The sequence below is a fragment of the Pseudonocardia kongjuensis genome (assembly GCF_039526905.1).
GTDB lineage: Bacteria > Actinomycetota > Actinomycetes > Mycobacteriales > Pseudonocardiaceae > Pseudonocardia > Pseudonocardia kongjuensis.
In genome coordinates, this window is the sequence record NZ_BAAAJK010000004.1 from 254,231 (window position 1) to 273,105 (window position 18,875).

The window sequence follows — 18,875 nt, forward strand, 5'->3', positions numbered from 1 at the left end:
CGCGCGCCGCGCCGCACCTCTCGTCCCGCCGAGATGCAGCTCAGCGGGAATTGTCGATCTTCGCGGCCCGCTGATCTGCATCTCGGCGAGCGACGGGGTGCGGTGCGCAGGGCGGGGTGCGGCGCGCGCGAGGTCAGGGCCCGGTGGCGAGGGCGGCCCAGGCCGCTCGGGCCTCGGCGTCCCACCGGGCGTGCAGGGTGCTGAACAGCTCGGCGGCCCGGGCGCCCGCCCACCGGTCGGGGAGCAGCTCGGCGGGCAGCTCCGGGTCGAGGAACGGGAACCGGCGCCAGGAGTGCACGAGCTGCACCTGCCGGGCCAGGGTCGCCGGCCCGGGGGCGGGGTCGGTGGTCCGGTCCGGGCTGAACTCGTCGAGGAACTCCTGGTAGGCCTGCTCGACCCGGTCCAGGTCCCAGGCCTGCTCGACGACGTCGGCGGGGCGCCCGATGCCGCCGTAGTGCCCGATGAACGAGCTGCTCATGCCGCGCAGGTCCAGCTCGTCCAGGACGGCGGCGACCTGTGGTTCCTTGCCCGGGTCGGGGGAGACCCACACCCCGGGCGCCGGTGAGCCGAGCCCGGCCCAGGCGAGCCGGGTGCGGAGCCGGTGGCGCAACCTCCGGCGGGACTCCGGGACGCTGGCGAGCAGCACCAGCCAGCGGCCGTCCCACCCGGTGGCGGGCCGGCCGAAGGCGTAGATCCGTGCGGCGCCGTCGGACAGCAGCCGGTGCCCGGACGCGGTCAGCGACCAGCGGACCCGCCGGCCGTCGCGGTCGGAGCTGAGCAGGCCCTCGCCAGCGGTGCGGGCGAGCGCCTGGCGGGCCGACTTCGACTCCACGCCGAGCCCGCCCAGGACCTCGAGCAGCGCCCGCGTCCACACCGGCTCACCGGAGGGCAGGACGAACTCCCCGAGCACGGTCAGCAGCAACGACCGGGCGGAGGTCTGGCCGAGCTCGCGGCGGCGCAGTGCCGGGTCGGCCGCGTCGTCCGGAGGGTCCGGCTCGGTGGAGGCGGGATCGCGGAATGGGGTGGCCATGGTCGGGTCAGCCTAGAACCCCGGTGCCCGGGCACCAGCGGGCGATGCGGCACGTCGCGGGTGCCGCCCGGACGGGCGGCACCCGCGGTCCGGCGGCCGCGGTCAGGACAGGGCGAAGCCCGCGTAGCCGTTCTCCGCCGACTGCCGGCACTTCTCCAGGTAGGTGGGCAGACCACCGGGGTAGGCGAGCAGCTCCCGCTTCTTGCCGGGCACGTTGGCGTTCATGTACCAGGAGTTGGCGAGCGGGAAGGTGGTCGCGCTCGCCAGGGCCTCGAGGTGGTCGTGCCACTCCTTCTCGGCCTCCGGGGTCGCCTCGATCCGGGTCAGGCCGTTGTCGCGCAGGTGCACCAGGCAGTTGACGACCCACTCGCCCTCCAGCTCGGCGCAGGTGGGCCCGTTGCAGAAGGCGGACGGGCTCTGCGGGCCGTACACGTAGAGCATGTTCGGGAAGCCTGAGGTCGCCCTGCCCAGCGCGGTGCGGGCGCCGTCGCGGAACACCTCGGCGAACGACTCGCCGGACGTGGAGCGGACGTCGATGTCGGTGAGGCCGCCGGTGAAGGAGTCGAAGCCGGTCGCGAGGACGATCACGTCGAACTCGTGCTCGCGGCCGTCGGCGGTGACGATGCCGGTCCGGGTGACCTTCTCGATGGGCGTCTCCCGGACGTCGACGAGCTCGACGTTGTCCCGGTTGAAGGCGTCGTAGTAGGTGTACTCGAGCGGGCAGCGCTTGGTCCCGAACGGGTACGGCGGCGTCTCCGGTGCGAGCTTCTCGGCGAGCGCGGGGTCCTTGATCCGGGCGAGGGTCTTCTTCCGCCAGAACGCGTAGATCCGGTGCCCGACCTCGGCGTTGAAGAACATGTCGGCGTAGCCGCCGAGCCAGATCTGCAGGCCGCCCTTCGCCCAGAGCTCCTCGAGGGTGGCCTCGAACTCCTCGTCGGAGACGTCGGCGGTCGGGGTGTAGATGACGTCGTACTCGAGCCCGCCGAAGGTGGTCTCGCGGTACCGGAACAGCTCCGGGTAGCCGCGGCGCAGCTCGTCGTTGGCGGCCGCGTCGAGCTTGCGGGAGATCATCGGCAGCGCGGTCGCCGGGGTCCGCTGGAACACGGTGAGCTGCGCGACCTCGGGCGCGATGGACTGCACGACCTGGACCCCGCTGGCCCCGGTCCCGATGACGGCCACCCGCTTGCCGGTCATGTCGTAGCCCGCCGGCCAGCGGGAGGTGTGGAAGTGGTCGCCGGCGAAGTCGGCCAGCCCGGGGATCTCCGGGACCAGCGCCTTCGAGCCGGTGCCCAGCAGCGGGAGGACGTAGCGGGCCCTGGTCCGGAACGTCTCGCCGGTCCGCTCGTCGCGGGACTCGACCGTCCAGGTGTCGGTCCGGTCGTCGAACCGGGCCGCGACGACCCGGGTGCTGTAGCGGATGTCGCGGGCGAGATCGAGCCGGTCGGTCACGAACCGGAAGTAGGCCTGCAGCTCCTCCTGGCCGGGGAAGATCTCCGACCAGTTCCACTCCCGCCAGATCCGCTCGTCGGAGAACTGGTAGAGGGTCGCCTCGGTGTCGACCCGGGCCCCGGGGTAGCGGTTCCAGTGCCACACCCCGCCCGCGTCGGCCCCGGCCTCGTAGAGCGAGACCGAGAAGCCCAGCGAACGGAGCCGCTCGAGCTGGTAGATCCCGGAGAAACCGCCTCCGATGACGAGGACGTCGAGCTCCTCGACGACAGACGTCTCCATGCGAGTTCCTTCCTGTGGGTGGTGAGTCCCGGGCGTCGGAGGCTCACCTCGGCGCGGACGAAGTGTCAGTCAGGGCTGCCGAAGGGTGACCCTGGTCACCGCCTCATTGAAGAGCCTCTGCCCAGTGTTGTCAATGACGGCTAACTGATTTCTGGCCCAAGATCGGAGGCCCGCCGTGGCCGGAAGTCCGCTTCACGTGGCGTTTGCGCAGAGCAGCGGACGGCGATGGGGTAACGCTGGCTCATTCCGGTGCCGCGCACGGAGAGTCGAGCGCACGAAAAATGTCCATCAGCGCTCATTCGTCCGGCGGGACGGGAGCGGAGGAGTGGGCCGCGCTCAGGCGGTGCCGGACGGCAGGCCGAGGACGGCCCCCGTCAGCCGGGCCAGCTCCGGGGCGAAGCGCCGGTCGGCCCGCAGGTGCGGGATGCGGACGATCCCGTCGACGGTCGTGCGGGCGGCGTTGACCAGGGTCAGCGCCTCGGTCTCCGGGAGATCGGGGCGGGCCGCGCCGAGCCGGCGCAGCCACTCGCCGACGGTGTCACCGGCCATCCGGTTGAGCCGCTCGTCGACGTCCGGCGGGAGGTAGAGCCGTTCGGTGATCGAGACCGACGCCAGGTCGGTCTCCTCGACGCTGAGCCGGACGTAGCCGTCGACCAGGGCCGTGACGACCTCGTCGTCGGGCACCGGCAGCCGCAGCGCCCGGGAGGTCTCCAGCGCCGACCACTCGCCGAACCGGGTGGCCACGGCGACCAGCAGATCGGCTTTGGTGTCGAAGTACCGGTACAGCGCAGGCCCCACCACGCCCGCCGCGCCGCCGATCTCGTCGATCGTGACGCCGCCGTAGCCGCGCCTGCGGAAGGTCCGCGCGGCCGCCCGCAGCAGCAGCTCCCGCCGCGAGGTGGGCAGCCGGTCGACCGGCTCGGGTCCGCCGTCCGGGTCCGGCGCCCGCCCGGCCGGGCAGTGCACCAGCCGGGTGGCCGCCTGCACCAGCAGATCGGTGAGCCGGGTCGTGGACAGGCTCGTGTCGTAGTGACCGGGACTGGTCACCAGCCCGATGACCGCCCAGCTGCGGAGCTCGGTCAGGTACGGGTCCAGGTCCGGCCGGGCCGGCGCGACGCACACCGCGTCGATCCGGTCCGCGATCCAGCGGGTGCGGGCCCGCACCGCGGCGTAGTCGTCGGGGCCGAGGTGGCGGGCCTCGCGCTGCCACAGCAGCGACAGGCGCAGGCTCTGCAGGGCGGTCTCGACCAGCCGCCGGAGCCCGGTGTCGAGATCGGCAGGCGGCGTCGCGTCGAACCCGGTGAGCAGCTCGACGAGCCGCGCCTGGTCCTCGTGCACGACGTGCGACAGCAGGGCCTGCTTGTTCGCGTAGTGCCGGTAGAGCGCCCGCGCCGTGATGCCGCTGGCCTGCGCGATGTCGTCCATCCGGACCGAGTGGAACCCGCGCGCGGCGAACAGCGCACCGGCCGAGAGGCCGATGTCGGCGCGCCGGGTCTTGGGGCGCTTGGCGCCACCGCCCGTCGCGCCTGCGCTGCTCATCGCTCCTCCTCGGCTGCCGCGGCCCGTGCGGAATCCTAGGCAGCGGTGCGCAGCGGCCGGATCGCCGGGTGCAGCGGTGCCGCGCGCGGCGACCCGGCCGCGGGCTCACCCGGTCCGCGCCGGATCGACCCCGCGGCGGCCCACCGACGCGGTGCGGACCTCCCCGGCGGAACGGCCCTCGTGGAACTCCTCCAGCGTGGTCGTGTTGCACATGAGGTGGAGGACGTCGAGCTCGGCGCCGCCGAACGCGCAGGCGATCGACCAGGTGCCCGGGGTGGGGATGTGGTCGGTGATCTCGCCGCCCTCCAGCACCCGGTAGAACCCGGACGCCGGACCGGGGTCGAGCGCGTTGCCGAACCACACGCCGCCGTCGGTGTCCAGCGCGATGCCGTCCGGGTGCACGGTGTCCGGCAGCTGCGCCCAGGTGCGCAGGTTCGCCGGCGAGCCGTCGTCGGTGATGTCGAAGGCGCTGATCCGGTGCGCGAAGGTCTCGGCGAGCAGCAGCGTCCGCCCGTCCGCGGTCAGCGCGGCGCCGTTCGGGAAGAGCACGTCGCCGAACACCCGGTGCACCTTCCCCTCCGGATCGACGTGCGCGAGGTTGGTGGTGCGCGGGTCCTCGGAGCCGAGCGCGAACCCGAAGTTCCCCACGTAGGCGTGGCCGGACGGGGAGACCAGCATGTCGTTGCCGAGCCCGGTGGCGATGTGGCTGAAGTCGGCGTACGCGGTGACCGCGCCGTCCGGGGCGATCCGCCGGACGGTGGCGGTGGCCTGGGAGACGACGAGGATCGACCCGTCGGCGAGGAAGCCGAGTCCCGACGGTGCCCCCTCGATCTCGGCGACCGGCTGGTGGCTGCCGTCCGCCTCGATGCGGAGCACGTGGCCGGCGAAGAAGTCGCTGGCCCAGAGCCGGCCGTCGTGCCAGCGCGGAGCCTCCAGGAACTGGTGGCCGCTGGAGAACGGGGTGGTCCGGTGGAGCTTCATTGTTCCTCCTGATCCCTGTCGGTACGTGCGGGTTGCCCCGTCACGGGGCGGACCGGCGGAGCCGGTCGCGCAGCTTGAACTTCTGCACCTTGCCGCTGGCGGTGCGGGGCAGCTCGTCCACCAGCAGCAGCCGCTCGGGCAGCTTCTGGACGGCGAGGCGGTGCCGCTCGCGCAGCCAGGTCGTGAGGGCGGGCAGGGTGACGTCCGCGCCGGGCTCGGGCACGACGACGGCGCAGGCGCGCTCGGTCAGGACCGGATCGGGGACCGCCACCACGGCGACGTCGGCGACCGCGGGATGCTCGAACAGGCGGTCCTCGATCTCCTTGGCGCTGAGGTTCTCGCCGCCGCGGATGATGATGTCCTTCTCCCGGCCGGTGATCTCCAGGTAGCCCGCGTCGTCGACGACGGCGAGATCGCCGGTGCGGAACCAGCCGTCCGGGGTGAAGGCGTCCGCGTCGAGCGTCGGGTCCAGGTAGCCGACGAACCGCTCGGGCCCGCGCACCAGCAGGTGCCCGGCGGTTCCGGGCGGGACCGGCCGGTCCCGGTCGTCGACCACCCGCACCTGCGCCCGGCCGATCGGCCGGCCGTCGGTGTGCGCCCGGGTGCGCACCGGATCGGACAGGTTGGTGCTGGTCGCGGTCGGGAACTCGGTGGACCCGTAGATCCGGACGACCAGGCAGTCCAGCTGCTCGCCGGCCCGCCGCACGAGATCGGGCGGCACGTCCGCGCCGCCGCAGGCGAAGACGCGCAGCGTGCGGGTCGACTCCGGGGTGCGGCCCGGGTGGTGCACCAGCCCGTGCAGGAACGGCGTGGCGGCCACGACGAACGTGCAGCCGTGGCGCTCGATCAGGTCCAGGCCGGCGCCGGGCTCCCAGACGTCGAGCAGCACGACCGGCGCCCCGATCATGAACGGGAGCTGCAGGCCGTACAGCACCCCGGTGACGTGGGTGACCGGCGACGGCATGAACACCACGTCGGAGCCGGTGAGCCCGAAGAACTCGATCATGCTGTGGTTCTCGTGCTCGAGCGTCGCGTGGGTGTGCAGGACGCCCTTCGGGTCCGAGGTGGTGCCGGAGGTGTAGAGCAGCAGGGCGAGCGCGTCCGGGTCGTCCGGGACGGCCGGTTCCGGTGGCGTCGGCTCGGTCGCCGGAGCGGACAGGAAGTCCTCCAGCCCGACGACGCCGTCCCCGGGCGGGGCGGTGCCGACGACGACCACGGTGGCCAGGTCCGGCAGCCCGGCGCGGAGGTCGCCGACCATGGCCGGGAAGTCGAAGCCGCGGAACTCCGCCGGGACGACGACGATCTCCGAGCGGGCCTGGCGGAGGATGAACCCGACCTCGGCGTGCCGGTAGATCGGGACGATCGGGTTGCTGATCGCGCCGATCCGCAGCGTCGCCTGGTGCAGGACGACCGCCTCGGCCCGGTTCGGCAGCTGCCAGGACACCACCGCGCCGGGTCGCACGCCGTGCCGCACCAGGGCGGCGGCCCAGCGGTCGGTCTCGCGGTCGAGCTCGCCGTAGGTCCAGGTGCGCCCGCGGTCGACGAGCGCCGGGCGGTCCGGGTGCCGGGCGGCGGCGGCCCGCAGGTGGGCGTCGATCCGGCCCGGCTCAGGTGCGGCGCCGGGCCGGGCCGCGGGACGTGCCGGGCCGGTCACGGCGCGCCCCCGGCCCCGCCGAGCAGGCCGTCGCCGATCTCGTGGGCGAGCTCCTCCGGATCGCCGAACCAGGCCCGCAGCGCGAGCGCGCGCTTGTAGTAGAGGTGCAGGTCGGTCTCGGTGGTGAAGCCGGTCCCGCCGTGCAGCTGGATCGCGCCCTCGGCGACCCGGACCGCGACGTCCGCCGCGTACGCCTTGGCGACGGCAGCCGACCGGGCCTGCCCGGCGGTGGTGTCGGTGCTCCCGGCGGCGGCGTCGGCCAGGGTCACGTCGCAGAGGTTCCGCAGCGAGCTCGCCAGCGTGTGCAGGTCGGCGAGGAGGTGCTTGACCGCCTGGAAGGACCCGATCGGCCGGCCGAACTGCTTGCGGACCAGCACGAACGCGGTGGTGTCCTCGACCAGCCGGGTGGCCATCCCGGACAGCTCGCAGGCGGCCAGGATCCGGGCCCAGGCCCGCAGCTCGGTCGCGAACCGGTCGGCGGCCGGGCCGGTGAGCACCGGCGCGGGCCCGGGCCGCCCGGTCCGGGTGAGGGTGACCCGGGCGAGCCGGGCGGTCGGATCGGCGCTCCGGACCGGCTGCACGGCGATCCCGGGCGCGTCGGCCGGGAGCAGGTGCACGACCGTGCCGTTGCCGTTGCCGTTGCTGTTGCCGTCCGCCGAGCGGGCGACGGTCAGCAGCAGATCGGCCTCGGCGGCGAACCGGACCGGCAGCATGCCGCCGATCGGCCCGTCCGGTCCGGCGCGCAGCCCGGCGTCGTCGGCGGCCCAGCTGCCCAGTGCGGCCGGATCGACGAGCGCGACGAGTGCGCCCGTGAGGTCCGGGCCCGGGTGGGCGCTGCCGAGGTGGCGCAGCAGCAGCGCCGGGAGCAGCAGCCGTTCGGGCAGCGGGCCGGGTACCAGGTGCCTGCCGGCGGAGAGCATCGCCGCGCCGGTGGCGGACAGCGGCAGGCCCAGCCCGCCGTGCTCGTCGGGGACGGCGAGCGCGAACCAGCCGAGCTCGTCGAGCTCGTCGAGGAAGGCCGGGTCCCAGCCCTGGCGTCCGATGAGGGCGCGCCTGCGGTCCGCGTCGTAGGACCGGGTCAGGTAGGCGTCGACCGTCTTCTCGATCTCGGTCACGGTGGCTGCGGGAGCCCCGGTCGCGGTGCGGGAGGTGTCAGTCACGGGGCAGTCCGAGGAGTCGTTCGGCGATGATGGTGCGCTGGATCTGCGAGGTGCCGCCGTAGATCGAGGCGGCCCGCGAGTACAGGTGGTCGTGCGCCCACCGGGCCGGGTCGAGACCCAGCGGCCGGCCGGACGGGGTGGCCCGCAGCGGGCCCAGCAGGTCCGCGATGGATCCGTACACCTGCTGCTCGACGTCGTTGAGCAGGAGCTTGTCGACCGAGTCCGCCGGGACCGGCCCGGTGTCGGCGGCCAGCCGGTCGATGGTGCCGCGGGTCCGTGCCTCGAGCACCCGCAGCGCCACGTGCGACCGGCCGACGGCGCTGCGCACCCGGTGCGCGCGGTGCGGGTCGGCGTCGAGCGTGCCGCAGGCGGACAGCTCGGCGATCGCGTCCCGCAGGGCGACCTCGTACTCGACCCGGCGGCGCAGCGTGTAGGCGGCGCGCTCGGTGCCGAGGGTGTGCCGGGCGATCGGCCAGCCCTGGTGGAGCCCGCCGACGAGGTTCTCCCGGGGGACCCGGACCCCGTCCAGGAAGACCTCGCAGAACTCCTGGTCGCCGGTCATCTGGGTGAGCGGCCGGGTCTCGATGCCGGGGGTGGACATGTCGACCAGCAGGTAGCTGATGCCGCGGCTGCCCGGCGCGTCCGGATCGGTGCGCACCAGCATCGCGCACCAGGACGCGAGATGCGCCCAGCTGGTCCACACCTTCTGCCCGGTGACGACGAAGTGGTCCCCGTCGGGCTCGGCGCGGGTGCGCAGCGACGCCAGGTCCGAGCCGGCGTCGGGCTCGGAGAAGCCCTGGCACCATATGTCGGCACCGGACAGCAGCCGCGGCAGCAGCTCGGTGCGCTGGCGGTGGGTGCCGAACCGGTCGATCGAGGGACCGACGACGTCGAGCCCGATCAGCCCGATCGGCTGCGGGGCCCTGGCCCGGGCCAGCTCCTCGGAGAAGACCAGCTGGTGCCGGTGCGACAGGCCCTGGCCGCCGGCCGCCCGGGACCAGGCGATGCCGGTCCAGCCGCCGTCGTGCAGGGTGCGCTGCCAGCCGCGCAGCACCCGGAACCGCTCGGTGAGGTCCAGCGGCACCTCGGGGATCGGCGTGGCCGCCAGCCAGCTGCGGCAGCGCTCCCGGTACCGCCCGAGGTCGGCGGTGTCCGGATCGGCGGAGGCGACCATCTCAGCGCCCCGTGTAGACCGGCTCGCGCCGCTCGAGGAAGGCGTTGACGGCCTCCTTGGCGTCGTCGTACGCGGCGAGCTCGCCGGTGAGTCCCTGTTCGAGCCGGTAGCCCTCCTTGAGCGGCAGGTACTCGATCGCGTTGAGGCTGCGCTTGGCGAAGCGGAGCACGGTGGGGCTGTGCCGGGCGATCGAGCGGGCGAGCCGGCGGGCGGCGGCGTCGAGCTGGTCGGCCGGGACGATCTCGGTGATCCCGCCGTAGCGCAGGAGTTCCTCGGCGGGGACCGGATCGCCCTGCAGGTGCATCCGCCGGACCACGCCCTGCGGGACGAGCCGGGACAGGTGCTTGGCGCCGCCCATCACCCCGACGTTGACCTCGGGGAGCCCGAACCGCGCGCCCTCGGCGGCCACCACGAGATCGCACGACGCGGCGATGGCCAGCCCGGTGCCCACGGCCACCCCGTGCACCGCGGCGATCACCGGCACCGGGCAGTCGTAGACGGCGAAGAACGCCTCGCGGACCAGCCGCATCCGCTCCGCGGCGTTCTCGGCGGTCATGGTCTGGAACTCGGCGAGGTCGTTGCCGCCGCAGAAGTGCCTGCCGCGGCCGGACAGCACGATCACCCGGGCGTCCGGCAGGTGGGTGGTGACGTCGCCGAAGAAGCGGGTGATCTCGCGGTACATCGCGCCGTTCACCGCGTTCACCGGGGGCCGGTCGAGCTGTACCAGGCCGATCGTGCCGTCGGCCGAGAAGTCGATGAAGTCCCGTTCGCTCATGGTCAAGCCTCACAGCCTCATCAAGTCAGTCAGAGCTAATAGTGAGTGTCGGCCGCTCCCGTCGAGAGAGCCGCGTTCAAGGGCAAGACTAGCGGCCTGCACGGGCATTTTGTCAACGATGACTAACTCAGTTCGACGGGCGGGCAGGGGCGGTGACCGGTCCGGCCGGGGACACCCGTCCGCCGGTACTACGGTGGGTCCGTGACCGCCCCCGGATCCGACAGCACGCCGGGGGAGACCCCGTACGGCACCTCCGGACTGCTCGCGGCCGACCGGGCACACGTCTGGCACCCCTACGCCCCGATGCCGGCGACGGCGACGCCGCTGGTCGTCGAGTCGGCGTCCGGCGTGCGGCTGCGGCTGCCGGACGGCCGGGAGCTGGTCGACGGCATGTCGTCCTGGTGGTCGGCGATCCACGGCTACCGGCACCCGCGGCTGGACCGGGCGGTGCAGGAGCAGCTCGGCCGGATGAGCCACGTGATGTTCGGCGGGATCACCCACGGGCCCGCGGTCGACCTGGCCCGGCTGCTCGTCGAGATCACCCCCGAGGGCCTCGAGCACGTCTTCCTCGCCGACTCCGGCTCGGTGTCGGTGGAGGTCGCGATCAAGATGTGCCTGCAGTACTGGCGGTCCCGCGGCCGCCCGGGCAAGCACCGGCTGATGACCTGGCGGCGCGGCTACCACGGGGACACGTTCGGTGCGATGAGCGTCTGCGACCCGGACGGCGGCATGCACTCGCTGTGGGCCGACGTGCTGCCCCGGCAGGTGTTCGCCGACGCGCCGCCGGAGGACTTCTCGCACGCCTACGTCGCGCACCTGGCCGAGCTGGTCGAGACGCACGCCGACGAGCTCGCCGCCGTCGTCGTCGAGCCAGTGGTGCAGGGCGCCGGCGGGATGCGCTTCCACGATCCGCGCTACCTGCACGTGCTGCGCGAGCTGTGCCTGGCGCACGACGTGCTGCTGGTCTTCGACGAGATCGCCACCGGCTTCGGGCGGACCGGCGAGCTGTTCGCGGCCGACCACGCCGGGATCGCCCCGGACGTCATGTGCCTGGGCAAGGCGCTCACCGGCGGCTACCTGACGATGGCCGCGGCGCTGTGCAGCTCCCGGGTGGCGGCCGGGATCAGCGAGGGCGAGGCCGGGGTCCTCATGCACGGGCCGACGTTCATGGGCAATCCGCTCGCCGCGTCGGTGGCGCACGCCTCGGTGAGCCTGCTGCTGGAGCGCGACTGGCGGCGGGAGGTGAAGGACATCGCCGCCGGGCTGCGCGCCGGGCTCGCCCCGGCGCGGTCGCTGCCCGGGGTGCGCGAGGTCCGGATCCTCGGCGCGATCGGCGTGATCGAGCTGGACGGCGAGATCGACCTGCCCGCCGCGACGGCCGCCGCGGTGCTCGCCGGCGCCTGGCTGCGGCCGTTCCGGAACCTGGTCTACGCGATGCCGCCGTTCGTCTGCTCGCGCGAGGAGATCGGCCTGATCACCGCCGCCATGCGCGCTGCAGCCCTTGCCGGACAACAGGATCGACGATGACCTGAACCACCGGACCGGGTGGAAGTCACTATGATCCGAGTCACGTTACGCTCGGGTGAACGGTCCTGACCGGGCGTTTCGTCGTGAGCGACCGAATCGATGAGAACGGCTCTCATCAAGATCCGTTTGCGTGAGGTGGTGCAACGCCGGACCGGGCCACGAACCCGGTCGGCGTCGCCCAGGCACAGCCGTGCAGTGACCGCATCGTCGCGGTCCGGCGCCCCCCAACGGACCGATCTCGGAGGATCCGGTGCATCCGCACAATCACTCCAGCAACATCAGCAACACACGTAACACCAGTTCCACCCGCTCGACCCAGGACGAGCACGCGCCCGCCGAGTCCGGCCGGGGCGAGCACTCCCCGCCCGGCGGCCGGTTCGGCCGGATGTTCCCGCACGCCCGCGCCGACCTGTCGGCGTCGGTCGTCGTGTTCCTGGTCGCGGTGCCGCTCTCGCTCGGCATCGCCGTCGCCTCCGGCGCGCCGATCCTCGCCGGGCTGGTCGCCGCCGTCGTCGGCGCCGTGGTGGCCGGGCTGCTCGGCGGCTCCCCGCTGCAGGTCTCCGGCCCCGCGGCCGGCCTCACCGTGATCGTCGCCGAGCTGGTCAACCGCTTCGGCTGGGAGGTCACCTGCCTGATCACCGCGGGCGCCGGCGTCCTGCAGCTGGTCTTCGGGCTCACCCGGCTGGCCCGGTTCGCGCAGGCCATCCCGCCCGCCGTCGTGCACGGGATGCTCGCCGGGATCGGGGTCACCATCGCCGTCTCCCAGCTGAACGTCGTGTTCGGCGGGGAGTCGCGCACCGGCGCGGTCGAGTCGCTGGCCGCACTGCCCGGCTCGGTCGCCGCGCTGTCGCCGGTCGCGCTGCTGCTCGGCGCCCTGGTCATCGCGCTGATGCTCACCTGGCCGCGGCTGCCGCGGCCGGTCACCGCAGTGCCCGGCGCGCTGGTCGCCGTGCTGGCCGCCACCGCGCTCTCGCTGGTCGTCCCGGGCGCCGCCGACGTGGTCCGGGTCGAGCTGGGGGGCTCGCTGCTGGACGCGCTGTCGACGCCGGTGCTGCCCGAGTCGGACTGGGCCGGCGTGCTCGGCGGGATGCTGACCGTCGCACTGATCGCCAGCGTGGAGTCGCTGCTCTCGGCGGTCGCCGTCGAGCGGATGCGACCCGGCACCCGCACCGACGCCGACCGGGAGCTGCTCGGCCAGGGCGCGGCCAACACCGTCTCCGGCATGATCGGCGGCCTCCCGGTGACCGGCGTGATCGTCCGGTCCTCGGCGAACGTGCGCGCCGGCGCCCGGACCCGCGCGTCGGGCGTGCTGCACGGCATCTGGATCGCGCTGTTCGCGATCGTGCTGATCGACGTCATCGAGCTCATCCCGATGGCCGCACTGGCCGGGCTGCTGGTCGTCGTCGGCCTGCAGCTGGTCAAGCCGGCCGACATCCGCACCGCCCGCTCGCACGGTGAGCTGGCCATCTACCTGGCGACGCTGGCCGGTGTGGTCACGCTGAACCTGCTGGAGGGCGTGCTGATCGGCCTCGCACTGGCCGGGCTGATGCTGCTGTGGCGGGCCGTCCGGTCGCGCCCGCACCTGGAGCAGCACGCGGACGGGCACTGCGAGCTCGTCGTCGAGGGATCGCTGTGCTTCCTGTCGGTGCCCCGGCTGTCCCGCGAGCTCAACACCGTCCCGCGCGGGGTCGACACCACCGTCCGGCTGGTCACCGACTACCTCGACCACGCCGCCTACGACCACCTGCTGGCCTGGAAGGCCCGGCACGAGGGGACCGGGGCCACCGTCACGGTGATCGAGCCGGACGCCGCCCGGCCCGCCCCGACGCCGTCCTACGCGACCTGGTCGCAGTGGCAGTCGGTGCAGCCGGTGGACCAGGAGCCGCACGAGCCGATGATGGCCGGCGTCGCGGCGTACCACGAGAACACCCGGGACCGGATCCGCCCGACCATGTCGGAGCTGGCCGGCGGCCAGGCGCCGTCCGCGATGATGATCACCTGCGCGGACTCGCGGGTGCTGCCGCACGTGATCACGCACAGCGGTCCCGGCGACGTGTTCACCGTCCAGAACGTCGGCAACCTCGCCGTGGGCCCGGGCACCGCCGCCGCCGTCGAGTTCGCCACCTCGGCGCTCGACGTGCCGCTGGTCGCCGTCTGCGGGCACTCCGGCTGCGGCGCGATGAACGGGCTCCGGGCCGGCCTGGCCGGGTCCGACGGCGCCCTCGGCCGGTGGCTGCTCGAGGCGCGGCCGGTGCTGCGGGCCTTCGAGCAGGGCCATCCGGTCGGCGTCGCCGCCGCCGCGGACGGCTTCGACGAGACCGACCAGCTGGCCATGGTCAACGTCGCCCTGCAGCTGGAGATGCTGCGCGCCAAGCAGTCCGGTCCGGGCTCGGATCCGGGTCCGGCGGACGGTCCGGCGCTGATGGGGCTGTTCTACGACATCGGGACGGCGGCGGTGCTGGTGCTCGACGAGGAGGCCGGGCGGTTCGTCCCGATCCGGCCGGACGACGCCACCCCCGGCTCCGGCCTGGAGCGGATCGCCGCCGGACACGGACACGGGGTGGCCACGACCGCGGCCCGGCTGCTGCGGGTGTGACGCGAGCGGTCCCGGCGCGGACCCGATCGGGTGGTCCGCGCCGGGAACATCCGGCCGCCGCTGCTCGTTGGAGCCGGGCATGGCCACCGTGGAACTGACCACCGACAACTTCAACGACGTCGTGGGCGCGCCGGGGGCGACCGTCCTGATCGACTTCTGGGCGTCCTGGTGCGGTCCGTGCAAGCAGTTCGCACCCGTCTACGACGCCGCGTCCGACAACCACCAGGACGTCACCTTCGGCAAGGTCGACACCGAGGCGCAGCAGGAGCTGGCCGGGGCGTTCGGGATCTCCTCGATCCCGACCGTGATGGCCGTCCGCGACGGTGTCGTCCTCTACTCGGAGCCCGGTGCGCTGCCCGCCGAGGCCCTGGAGGACCTGATCGGCCAGGTGAAGGCCGTCGACATGGACGAGGTCCGCGCCGCCGTCGCCGAGCAGGAGAAGCAGGCCGGCGGGGGTGCCCCGCAGGCCTGATCCGCCCCGCCGCCGCCCCGGCCCCGCACACCACGGTGTGCGGGGCCGGTCGTCGTCGCGACCCGGTTGCCTAGGCTCCGGGGCGTGATCCGCCCCGACGCGCACCCGCTGGCCTGGCTCGACGAGCGCGCCGCCGCCCGCACCGCGGCCGGGCTGCGCCGCAGGCTGCGGCCCCGCCCGCCGGCCGGCGCCGATCCGCCGATCGATCTCGCCGGCAACGACTACCTCGGCCTCGCGGCCGATCCGCGGGTGGTCGCCGGCGGCATCGAGGCGCTGCGGGTGTGGGGCGCGGGCGCCACCGGCTCGCGGCTGGTCACCGGCAGCACCACGCTGCACCGCGACCTGGAGACCGAGCTGGCCGGGTTCTGCGGGTTCGCCGACGCGCTCGTGTTCTCCTCCGGCTACACCGCGAACCTCGGCGTCGTCACCGCGCTGACCGGCCCCGGCGCGCTGATCGTGTCGGACGCGGCGGCGCACGCGTCGCTGGTGGACGCCTGCCGGCTGTCCCGGGCCCGGGTGGTCGTCGTCCCGCACGCCGATCCGGCCGCCGTCGCCGCCGCGCTCGCCGCCCGCACCGAGGAGCGCGCGCTGGTGGTGACCGACACCGTCGGCTCCGCGGACGGCGATCTCGCGCCGCTGCGGGCGCTGCACCGGGCCTGCCGGGAGCACCACGCCGTGCTGCTCGCCGACGAGGCGCACGGCCTCGGCGTGCGCGGGCCGGGCGGGCGCGGCCTGCTCGCCGAGACCGGCCTGGCCGGCCAGGACGACGTCGTCGCCACGGTGACGCTGTCCAAGGCGCTGGGCAGCCAGGGCGGCGCGGTGCTCGGCCCGCCCGCCGTGATCGCGCACCTGGTCGACGCGGCGCGGTCGTTCATCTTCGACACCGGGCTGGCGCCGGCACCGGCCGGTTCCGCGCTCGCCGCGCTGCGGGTGCTGGCCGCGGAGCCGGAGCGGGCGGGCGAGGTGCTGCGGGTGGCCGGGGTGCTGGCGGCGGCCGCCGGGGCGCCGGTCCCGGTCTCGGCGGTCGTGCCGGTGGTGCTCGGCGAGCCCGGTCCGGCCGTCGCCGCGGCCGCGGCCTGCCTGGCCCGCGGGGTGCACGTCGGGTGCTTCCGGCCGCCGTCGGTGCCGCCGGGGACCTCCCGGCTGCGGCTCACCGCGCGGGCCGGGCTGTCCGCCGCCGAGCTGGATCGGGCCGGGTCGGTGCTGGCCGAGGTGCTCGACGGCGTCCGCGCCGGGAGCCCGCGGTGAGCGCGGCCGTCGTCGTCACCGGTACCGGGACCGGGGTCGGCAAGACGATCGTGACGGCCGCGCTGGCCGCGGTCGCGCTGGCCGCCGGGCTGCGGGTGGCGGTGCTCAAACCCGCCCAGACCGGGATCGGGCCGGACGAGCCGGGCGACGCCGACGTGGTCGCCGCCCTGGTGCCCGGGATCACCGTCCGCGAGCTGGCCCGCTACCCGGATCCGCTGGCCCCGGCGACCGCGGCCCGGCGGGCCGGCCGGCCGCCGGTGACCCCGGAGGCCGCGGCCGGCGCCGCCCGGGCGCTGGCCGGCGAGCACGACCTGGTGCTGGTCGAGGGGGCCGGCGGGCTGCTCGTCCGGTTCGACGACGACGGCGGCACCCTCGCCGACGTCGCCCGGTCGCTCGGTGCGCCGGTCGTCGTCGTCGCGGCGGCCGGGCTCGGCACGCTCAACCACAGCTGCCTCACCGTGCAGGCGCTGCACGCGCGCGGACTGGCCTGCGCCGGCGTCGTCGTCGGGGAGTGGCCGGACACGCCCGATCTCGCCGCGGAGTGCAATCTCGCCGATCTCCCGGCGACGACCGGGGTGCCGCTGCTCGGCGCGCTGCCGGCCGGCCTCGGCACCGCCCCGCCGGACCGGTTCCGCACCGTTGCGTGTCACACACTGGGCCCGTCGCCGCTGGGGCGCTGGCAGGATGCCGGATCATGACGACCGCCCGGACCGACGTCCTCACCGCTGCGCGCGCCCAGGTCCTCGAGCAGGGGACCGGCCTCACCCCGGCCCAGGTGCGCGAGGTGCTCGACCTGCCCGACGAGAGCCTCGACGACCTGCTCGAGCTCGCCCACGAGGTGCGGATGCGCTGGTGCGGGCCGGACGTCGAGGTCGAGGGCATCATCTCGCTGAAGACCGGCGGCTGCCCGGAGGACTGCCACTTCTGCTCGCAGTCCGGGCTGTTCGCCTCGCCGGTCCGCTCCGCCTGGCTGGACATCCCGATGCTGGTGGAGGCCGCCAAGCAGACCGCGAAGACCGGGGCGACCGAGTTCTGCATCGTCGCCGCCGTCCGCGGGCCGGACGAGCGGCTGATGTCCCAGGTGGCCGCCGGCGTCCAGGCGATCCGCGACGAGCTCGACATCAACATCGCCTGCTCGCTGGGCATGCTCACCCAGGACCAGGTCGACCGGCTCGCCGAGATGGGCGTGCACCGCTACAACCACAACCTGGAGACCGCCCGCTCGCACTTCCCGAACGTCGTCACCACGCACACCTGGGAGGAGCGCTGGGAGACCCTGCGCATGGTGCGCGCGGCCGGGATGGAGGTCTGCTGCGGCGGCATCGTCGGGATGGGCGAGACCCTGGACCAGCGCGCCGAGTTCGCCGGGCAGCTCGCCGAGCTGGAGCCCGACGAGGTGCCGCTGAACTTCCTCAACCCGCGCCCGGGGACGCCGTTCGGTGACCTGGAGCCGATGTCCGGCCCGGACGCGCTGCGCACCGTCGCCGCGTTCCGGCTCGCGCTGCCCCGCACCATCCTGCGGTTCGCCGGCGGCCGGGAGATCACCCTCGGCGACCTCGGCGCGCGCAAGGGCCTGCTCGGCGGGATCAACGCGGTGATCGTCGGCAACTACCTGACGACGCTCGGCAGGCCCGCCGAGGCGGACATCGACCTGCTCGGCGAGCTGGAGATGCCGATCAAGGCTCTGAACGAGTCGCTGTGAGCGCTGCGGCCGCGGCCCACCCGCGGGAGGCGGGTGGGCCGTACTGCGACCAGTGCGGGGAGCCGGCGGCCGCGCCGGCGCACCCGCGCTGCGCCGCCCGCCGCGAGCTGGAGCCGCCCCGGTTCTGCCCGTCCTGTGCGCGGCGGATGGTGGTGCAGGTCGATCCGGTCGGCTGGAGCGCGCGCTGCTCGCGGCACGGCGAGATCAGGGCGCGATGAGGACCTTCAGCGCCTCGCGCTCGTTCATCGCGCGGTAGCCGTCCGGCACCCCGTCCAGGCCGACGGTCCGGTCGAAGACCCGGCCCGGCCGGACCGTCCCGTCCAGCACGTCGGGCAGCAGCTCCTCGATGTAGGCGCGGGCCGGGGCGACGCCGCCGCGGATGCCGACGTTGCGCATGAACGAGCCGACGCCCAGCGGGACGTCGGTGTACTGGGAGACGCCGACCCGCCCGACCAGGCCGCCGTCGCGGGTGGACTCGATGGCGGTACGCAGCGCCTCGACGTAGCCGACGCACTCCAGGGTCGCGTGCGCGCCGTCCCCGCCGGTGAGCTCGCGGACCCGCTCGACGGCCTCGTCGCCGCGCTCGGCGACCACGTCGGTGGCGCCGAACGTGCGGCCCAGGTCGGTGCGGTCGGTGTGCCTGCCGAGCAGGATGATCCGCTCGGCGCCGAGCCGGTGCGCGGCGAGCACCGCGGACAGCCCGACGGCGCCGTCGCCGACGACCGCGACGGTGTCGCCGCGGCGCACGTTCGCCGACACCGCGGCGTGGTGGCCGGTCGGGAACACGTCGGACAGGGTCAGCATCGAGGCGAGCAGGGCGTCGTCCGGCTCGCCCGGCATCGGGACGAGCGTGCCGTCGGCGAACGGGACCCGGACCGCCTCGCCCTGGCCGCCGTCCGTGCCGTCGGAGCCCCAGCCGCCGCCGTGCCGGCACGAGGTGTGCAGCCCCTGTGTGCAGAAGTCGCAGGTGTTGTCGGCCCACACGAAGGGGGCGACGACCAGCTGACCGGGCCGCAGCGTCCGCACCGCGGAGCCGGTGTCCTCGACGACACCGAGGAACTCGTGGCCGATCCGGTTGCCGCCGGGGGAGTCCTCGGCCGAGTTGTACGGCCACAGGTCGCTGCCGCAGATGCAGGAGCGCAGGACGCGCACGATCGCGTCGGTGTCGTCGCGCAGGACCGGGTCCGGGACGTCGGCGACGCGGATGTCGTGCCTGCCGTGGATGAGGGTGGCCTTCATGGCGCCCGGATTCCCGTATGCGTGCCGGGCCATGCGCGCCGCGTTGCGGG

16 protein-coding genes are annotated in these 18,875 nt (G+C 74.4%); 7 read left to right on the forward strand and 9 right to left on the reverse strand.

Features of this window, described 5'->3' with window-relative positions:
• Window positions 1-133: 133 nt before the first annotated feature.
• From ABD160_RS05330 to ABD160_RS05365, 8 genes are all read right to left on the reverse strand, one after another.
• Window positions 134-1,030, reverse strand: a complete 897-nt coding sequence (locus tag ABD160_RS05330) for a PaaX family transcriptional regulator (protein ID WP_344018877.1) — start codon at window positions 1,028-1,030, stop codon at window positions 134-136.
• A 102-nt stretch (window positions 1,031-1,132) separates the two neighbouring features.
• Window positions 1,133-2,758 (reverse strand): flavin-containing monooxygenase, encoded by a 1,626-nt coding sequence (locus tag ABD160_RS05335; RefSeq protein ID WP_344018879.1) that lies wholly within the window; start codon window positions 2,756-2,758, stop codon window positions 1,133-1,135.
• Window positions 2,759-3,094: 336 nt separating this feature from the next.
• A complete protein-coding gene (locus ABD160_RS05340; protein WP_344018881.1) occupies window positions 3,095-4,297 on the reverse strand; it encodes a TetR/AcrR family transcriptional regulator in 1,203 nt (400 codons plus the stop codon).
• 105 nt (window positions 4,298-4,402) lie between these two features.
• Window positions 4,403-5,278 carry an SMP-30/gluconolactonase/LRE family protein gene (locus ABD160_RS05345; RefSeq protein WP_344018883.1) on the reverse strand — a complete coding sequence of 292 codons (876 nt, stop codon included), beginning with the start codon at window positions 5,276-5,278 and terminating at the stop codon, window positions 4,403-4,405.
• A 40-nt stretch (window positions 5,279-5,318) separates the two neighbouring features.
• Window positions 5,319-6,932: an AMP-binding protein gene (locus tag ABD160_RS05350; RefSeq protein WP_344018885.1), complete on the reverse strand. Its 1,614-nt coding sequence runs from the start codon at window positions 6,930-6,932 to the stop codon at window positions 5,319-5,321.
• Window positions 6,929-8,092 (reverse strand): acyl-CoA dehydrogenase family protein, encoded by a 1,164-nt coding sequence (locus ABD160_RS05355; protein ID WP_344018887.1) that lies wholly within the window; start codon window positions 8,090-8,092, stop codon window positions 6,929-6,931. Before ABD160_RS05355 ends, ABD160_RS05350 begins: the two co-directional genes overlap by 4 nt.
• On the reverse strand, window positions 8,085-9,266 hold the full coding sequence (locus ABD160_RS05360; protein WP_344018889.1) for an acyl-CoA dehydrogenase family protein: 1,182 nt from the start codon (window positions 9,264-9,266) through the stop codon (window positions 8,085-8,087). The genes ABD160_RS05355 and ABD160_RS05360 overlap by 8 nt, the downstream gene beginning before the upstream one ends.
• Before the next feature lies 1 nt (window position 9,267).
• Window positions 9,268-10,041 carry an enoyl-CoA hydratase-related protein gene (locus ABD160_RS05365; protein WP_344018891.1) on the reverse strand — a complete coding sequence of 258 codons (774 nt, stop codon included), beginning with the start codon at window positions 10,039-10,041 and terminating at the stop codon, window positions 9,268-9,270.
• Window positions 10,042-10,242: 201 nt separating this feature from the next.
• Between ABD160_RS05365 and ABD160_RS05370 the strand changes: the two genes are divergently transcribed.
• From ABD160_RS05370 to bsaP, 7 genes are all read left to right on the forward strand, one after another.
• Entirely contained in the window at window positions 10,243-11,568 is a 1,326-nt protein-coding gene (locus ABD160_RS05370) for an adenosylmethionine--8-amino-7-oxononanoate transaminase (RefSeq protein ID WP_344018893.1), read from the forward strand.
• Window positions 11,569-11,818: 250 nt separating this feature from the next.
• On the forward strand, window positions 11,819-14,164 hold the full coding sequence (locus ABD160_RS05375; RefSeq protein WP_344018895.1) for a SulP family inorganic anion transporter: 2,346 nt from the start codon (window positions 11,819-11,821) through the stop codon (window positions 14,162-14,164).
• Between the two features lie 79 nt (window positions 14,165-14,243).
• Window positions 14,244-14,636 (forward strand): thioredoxin, encoded by a 393-nt coding sequence (gene trxA / locus ABD160_RS05380; RefSeq protein WP_344018897.1) that lies wholly within the window; start codon window positions 14,244-14,246, stop codon window positions 14,634-14,636.
• Window positions 14,637-14,720: 84 nt separating this feature from the next.
• Window positions 14,721-15,884, forward strand: coding sequence for an 8-amino-7-oxononanoate synthase (locus ABD160_RS05385; protein ID WP_425563579.1), 1,164 nt, complete (start codon window positions 14,721-14,723; stop codon window positions 15,882-15,884).
• Complete coding sequence (gene bioD, locus ABD160_RS05390; RefSeq protein WP_344018899.1) at window positions 15,881-16,582, forward strand: dethiobiotin synthase; 702 nt, start codon at window positions 15,881-15,883, stop codon at window positions 16,580-16,582. Before ABD160_RS05385 ends, bioD begins: the two co-directional genes overlap by 4 nt.
• Window positions 16,579-17,586 (forward strand): biotin synthase BioB, encoded by a 1,008-nt coding sequence (bioB, locus tag ABD160_RS05395; RefSeq protein WP_344018901.1) that lies wholly within the window; start codon window positions 16,579-16,581, stop codon window positions 17,584-17,586. Before bioD ends, bioB begins: the two co-directional genes overlap by 4 nt.
• Window positions 17,583-17,804: a biotin synthase auxiliary protein BsaP gene (gene bsaP / locus ABD160_RS05400; protein ID WP_344018902.1), complete on the forward strand. Its 222-nt coding sequence runs from the start codon at window positions 17,583-17,585 to the stop codon at window positions 17,802-17,804. Before bioB ends, bsaP begins: the two co-directional genes overlap by 4 nt.
• On the opposite strand, the gene ABD160_RS05405 is transcribed toward bsaP, so the two are convergent.
• Window positions 17,791-18,825 carry a zinc-dependent alcohol dehydrogenase family protein gene (locus ABD160_RS05405; protein WP_344018903.1) on the reverse strand — a complete coding sequence of 345 codons (1,035 nt, stop codon included), beginning with the start codon at window positions 18,823-18,825 and terminating at the stop codon, window positions 17,791-17,793. The genes bsaP and ABD160_RS05405 overlap by 14 nt on opposite strands.
• Between the last annotated feature and the right edge of the window lie 50 nt (window positions 18,826-18,875).

Excerpts from the sequence above, each read along its gene's own strand:
- ABD160_RS05405 (WP_344018903.1), bottom strand. The coding sequence starts at position 18,825 with ATGAAGGCCACCCTCATCCACGGCAGGCACGACATCCGCGTCGCCGAC.
- ABD160_RS05340 (WP_344018881.1), bottom strand. The coding sequence starts at position 4,297 with ATGAGCAGCGCAGGCGCGACGGGCGGTGGCGCCAAGCGCCCCAAGACC.
- bioB (WP_344018901.1), top strand. The coding sequence starts at position 16,579 with ATGACGACCGCCCGGACCGACGTCCTCACCGCTGCGCGCGCCCAGGTC.
- ABD160_RS05365 (WP_344018891.1), bottom strand. The coding sequence starts at position 10,041 with ATGAGCGAACGGGACTTCATCGACTTCTCGGCCGACGGCACGATCGGC.
- ABD160_RS05345 (WP_344018883.1), bottom strand. The coding sequence starts at position 5,278 with ATGAAGCTCCACCGGACCACCCCGTTCTCCAGCGGCCACCAGTTCCTG.
- ABD160_RS05335 (WP_344018879.1), bottom strand. The coding sequence starts at position 2,758 with ATGGAGACGTCTGTCGTCGAGGAGCTCGACGTCCTCGTCATCGGAGGC.
- trxA (WP_344018897.1), top strand. The coding sequence starts at position 14,244 with ATGGCCACCGTGGAACTGACCACCGACAACTTCAACGACGTCGTGGGC.
- ABD160_RS05360 (WP_344018889.1), bottom strand. The coding sequence starts at position 9,266 with ATGGTCGCCTCCGCCGATCCGGACACCGCCGACCTCGGGCGGTACCGG.
- ABD160_RS05330 (WP_344018877.1), bottom strand. The coding sequence starts at position 1,030 with ATGGCCACCCCATTCCGCGATCCCGCCTCCACCGAGCCGGACCCTCCG.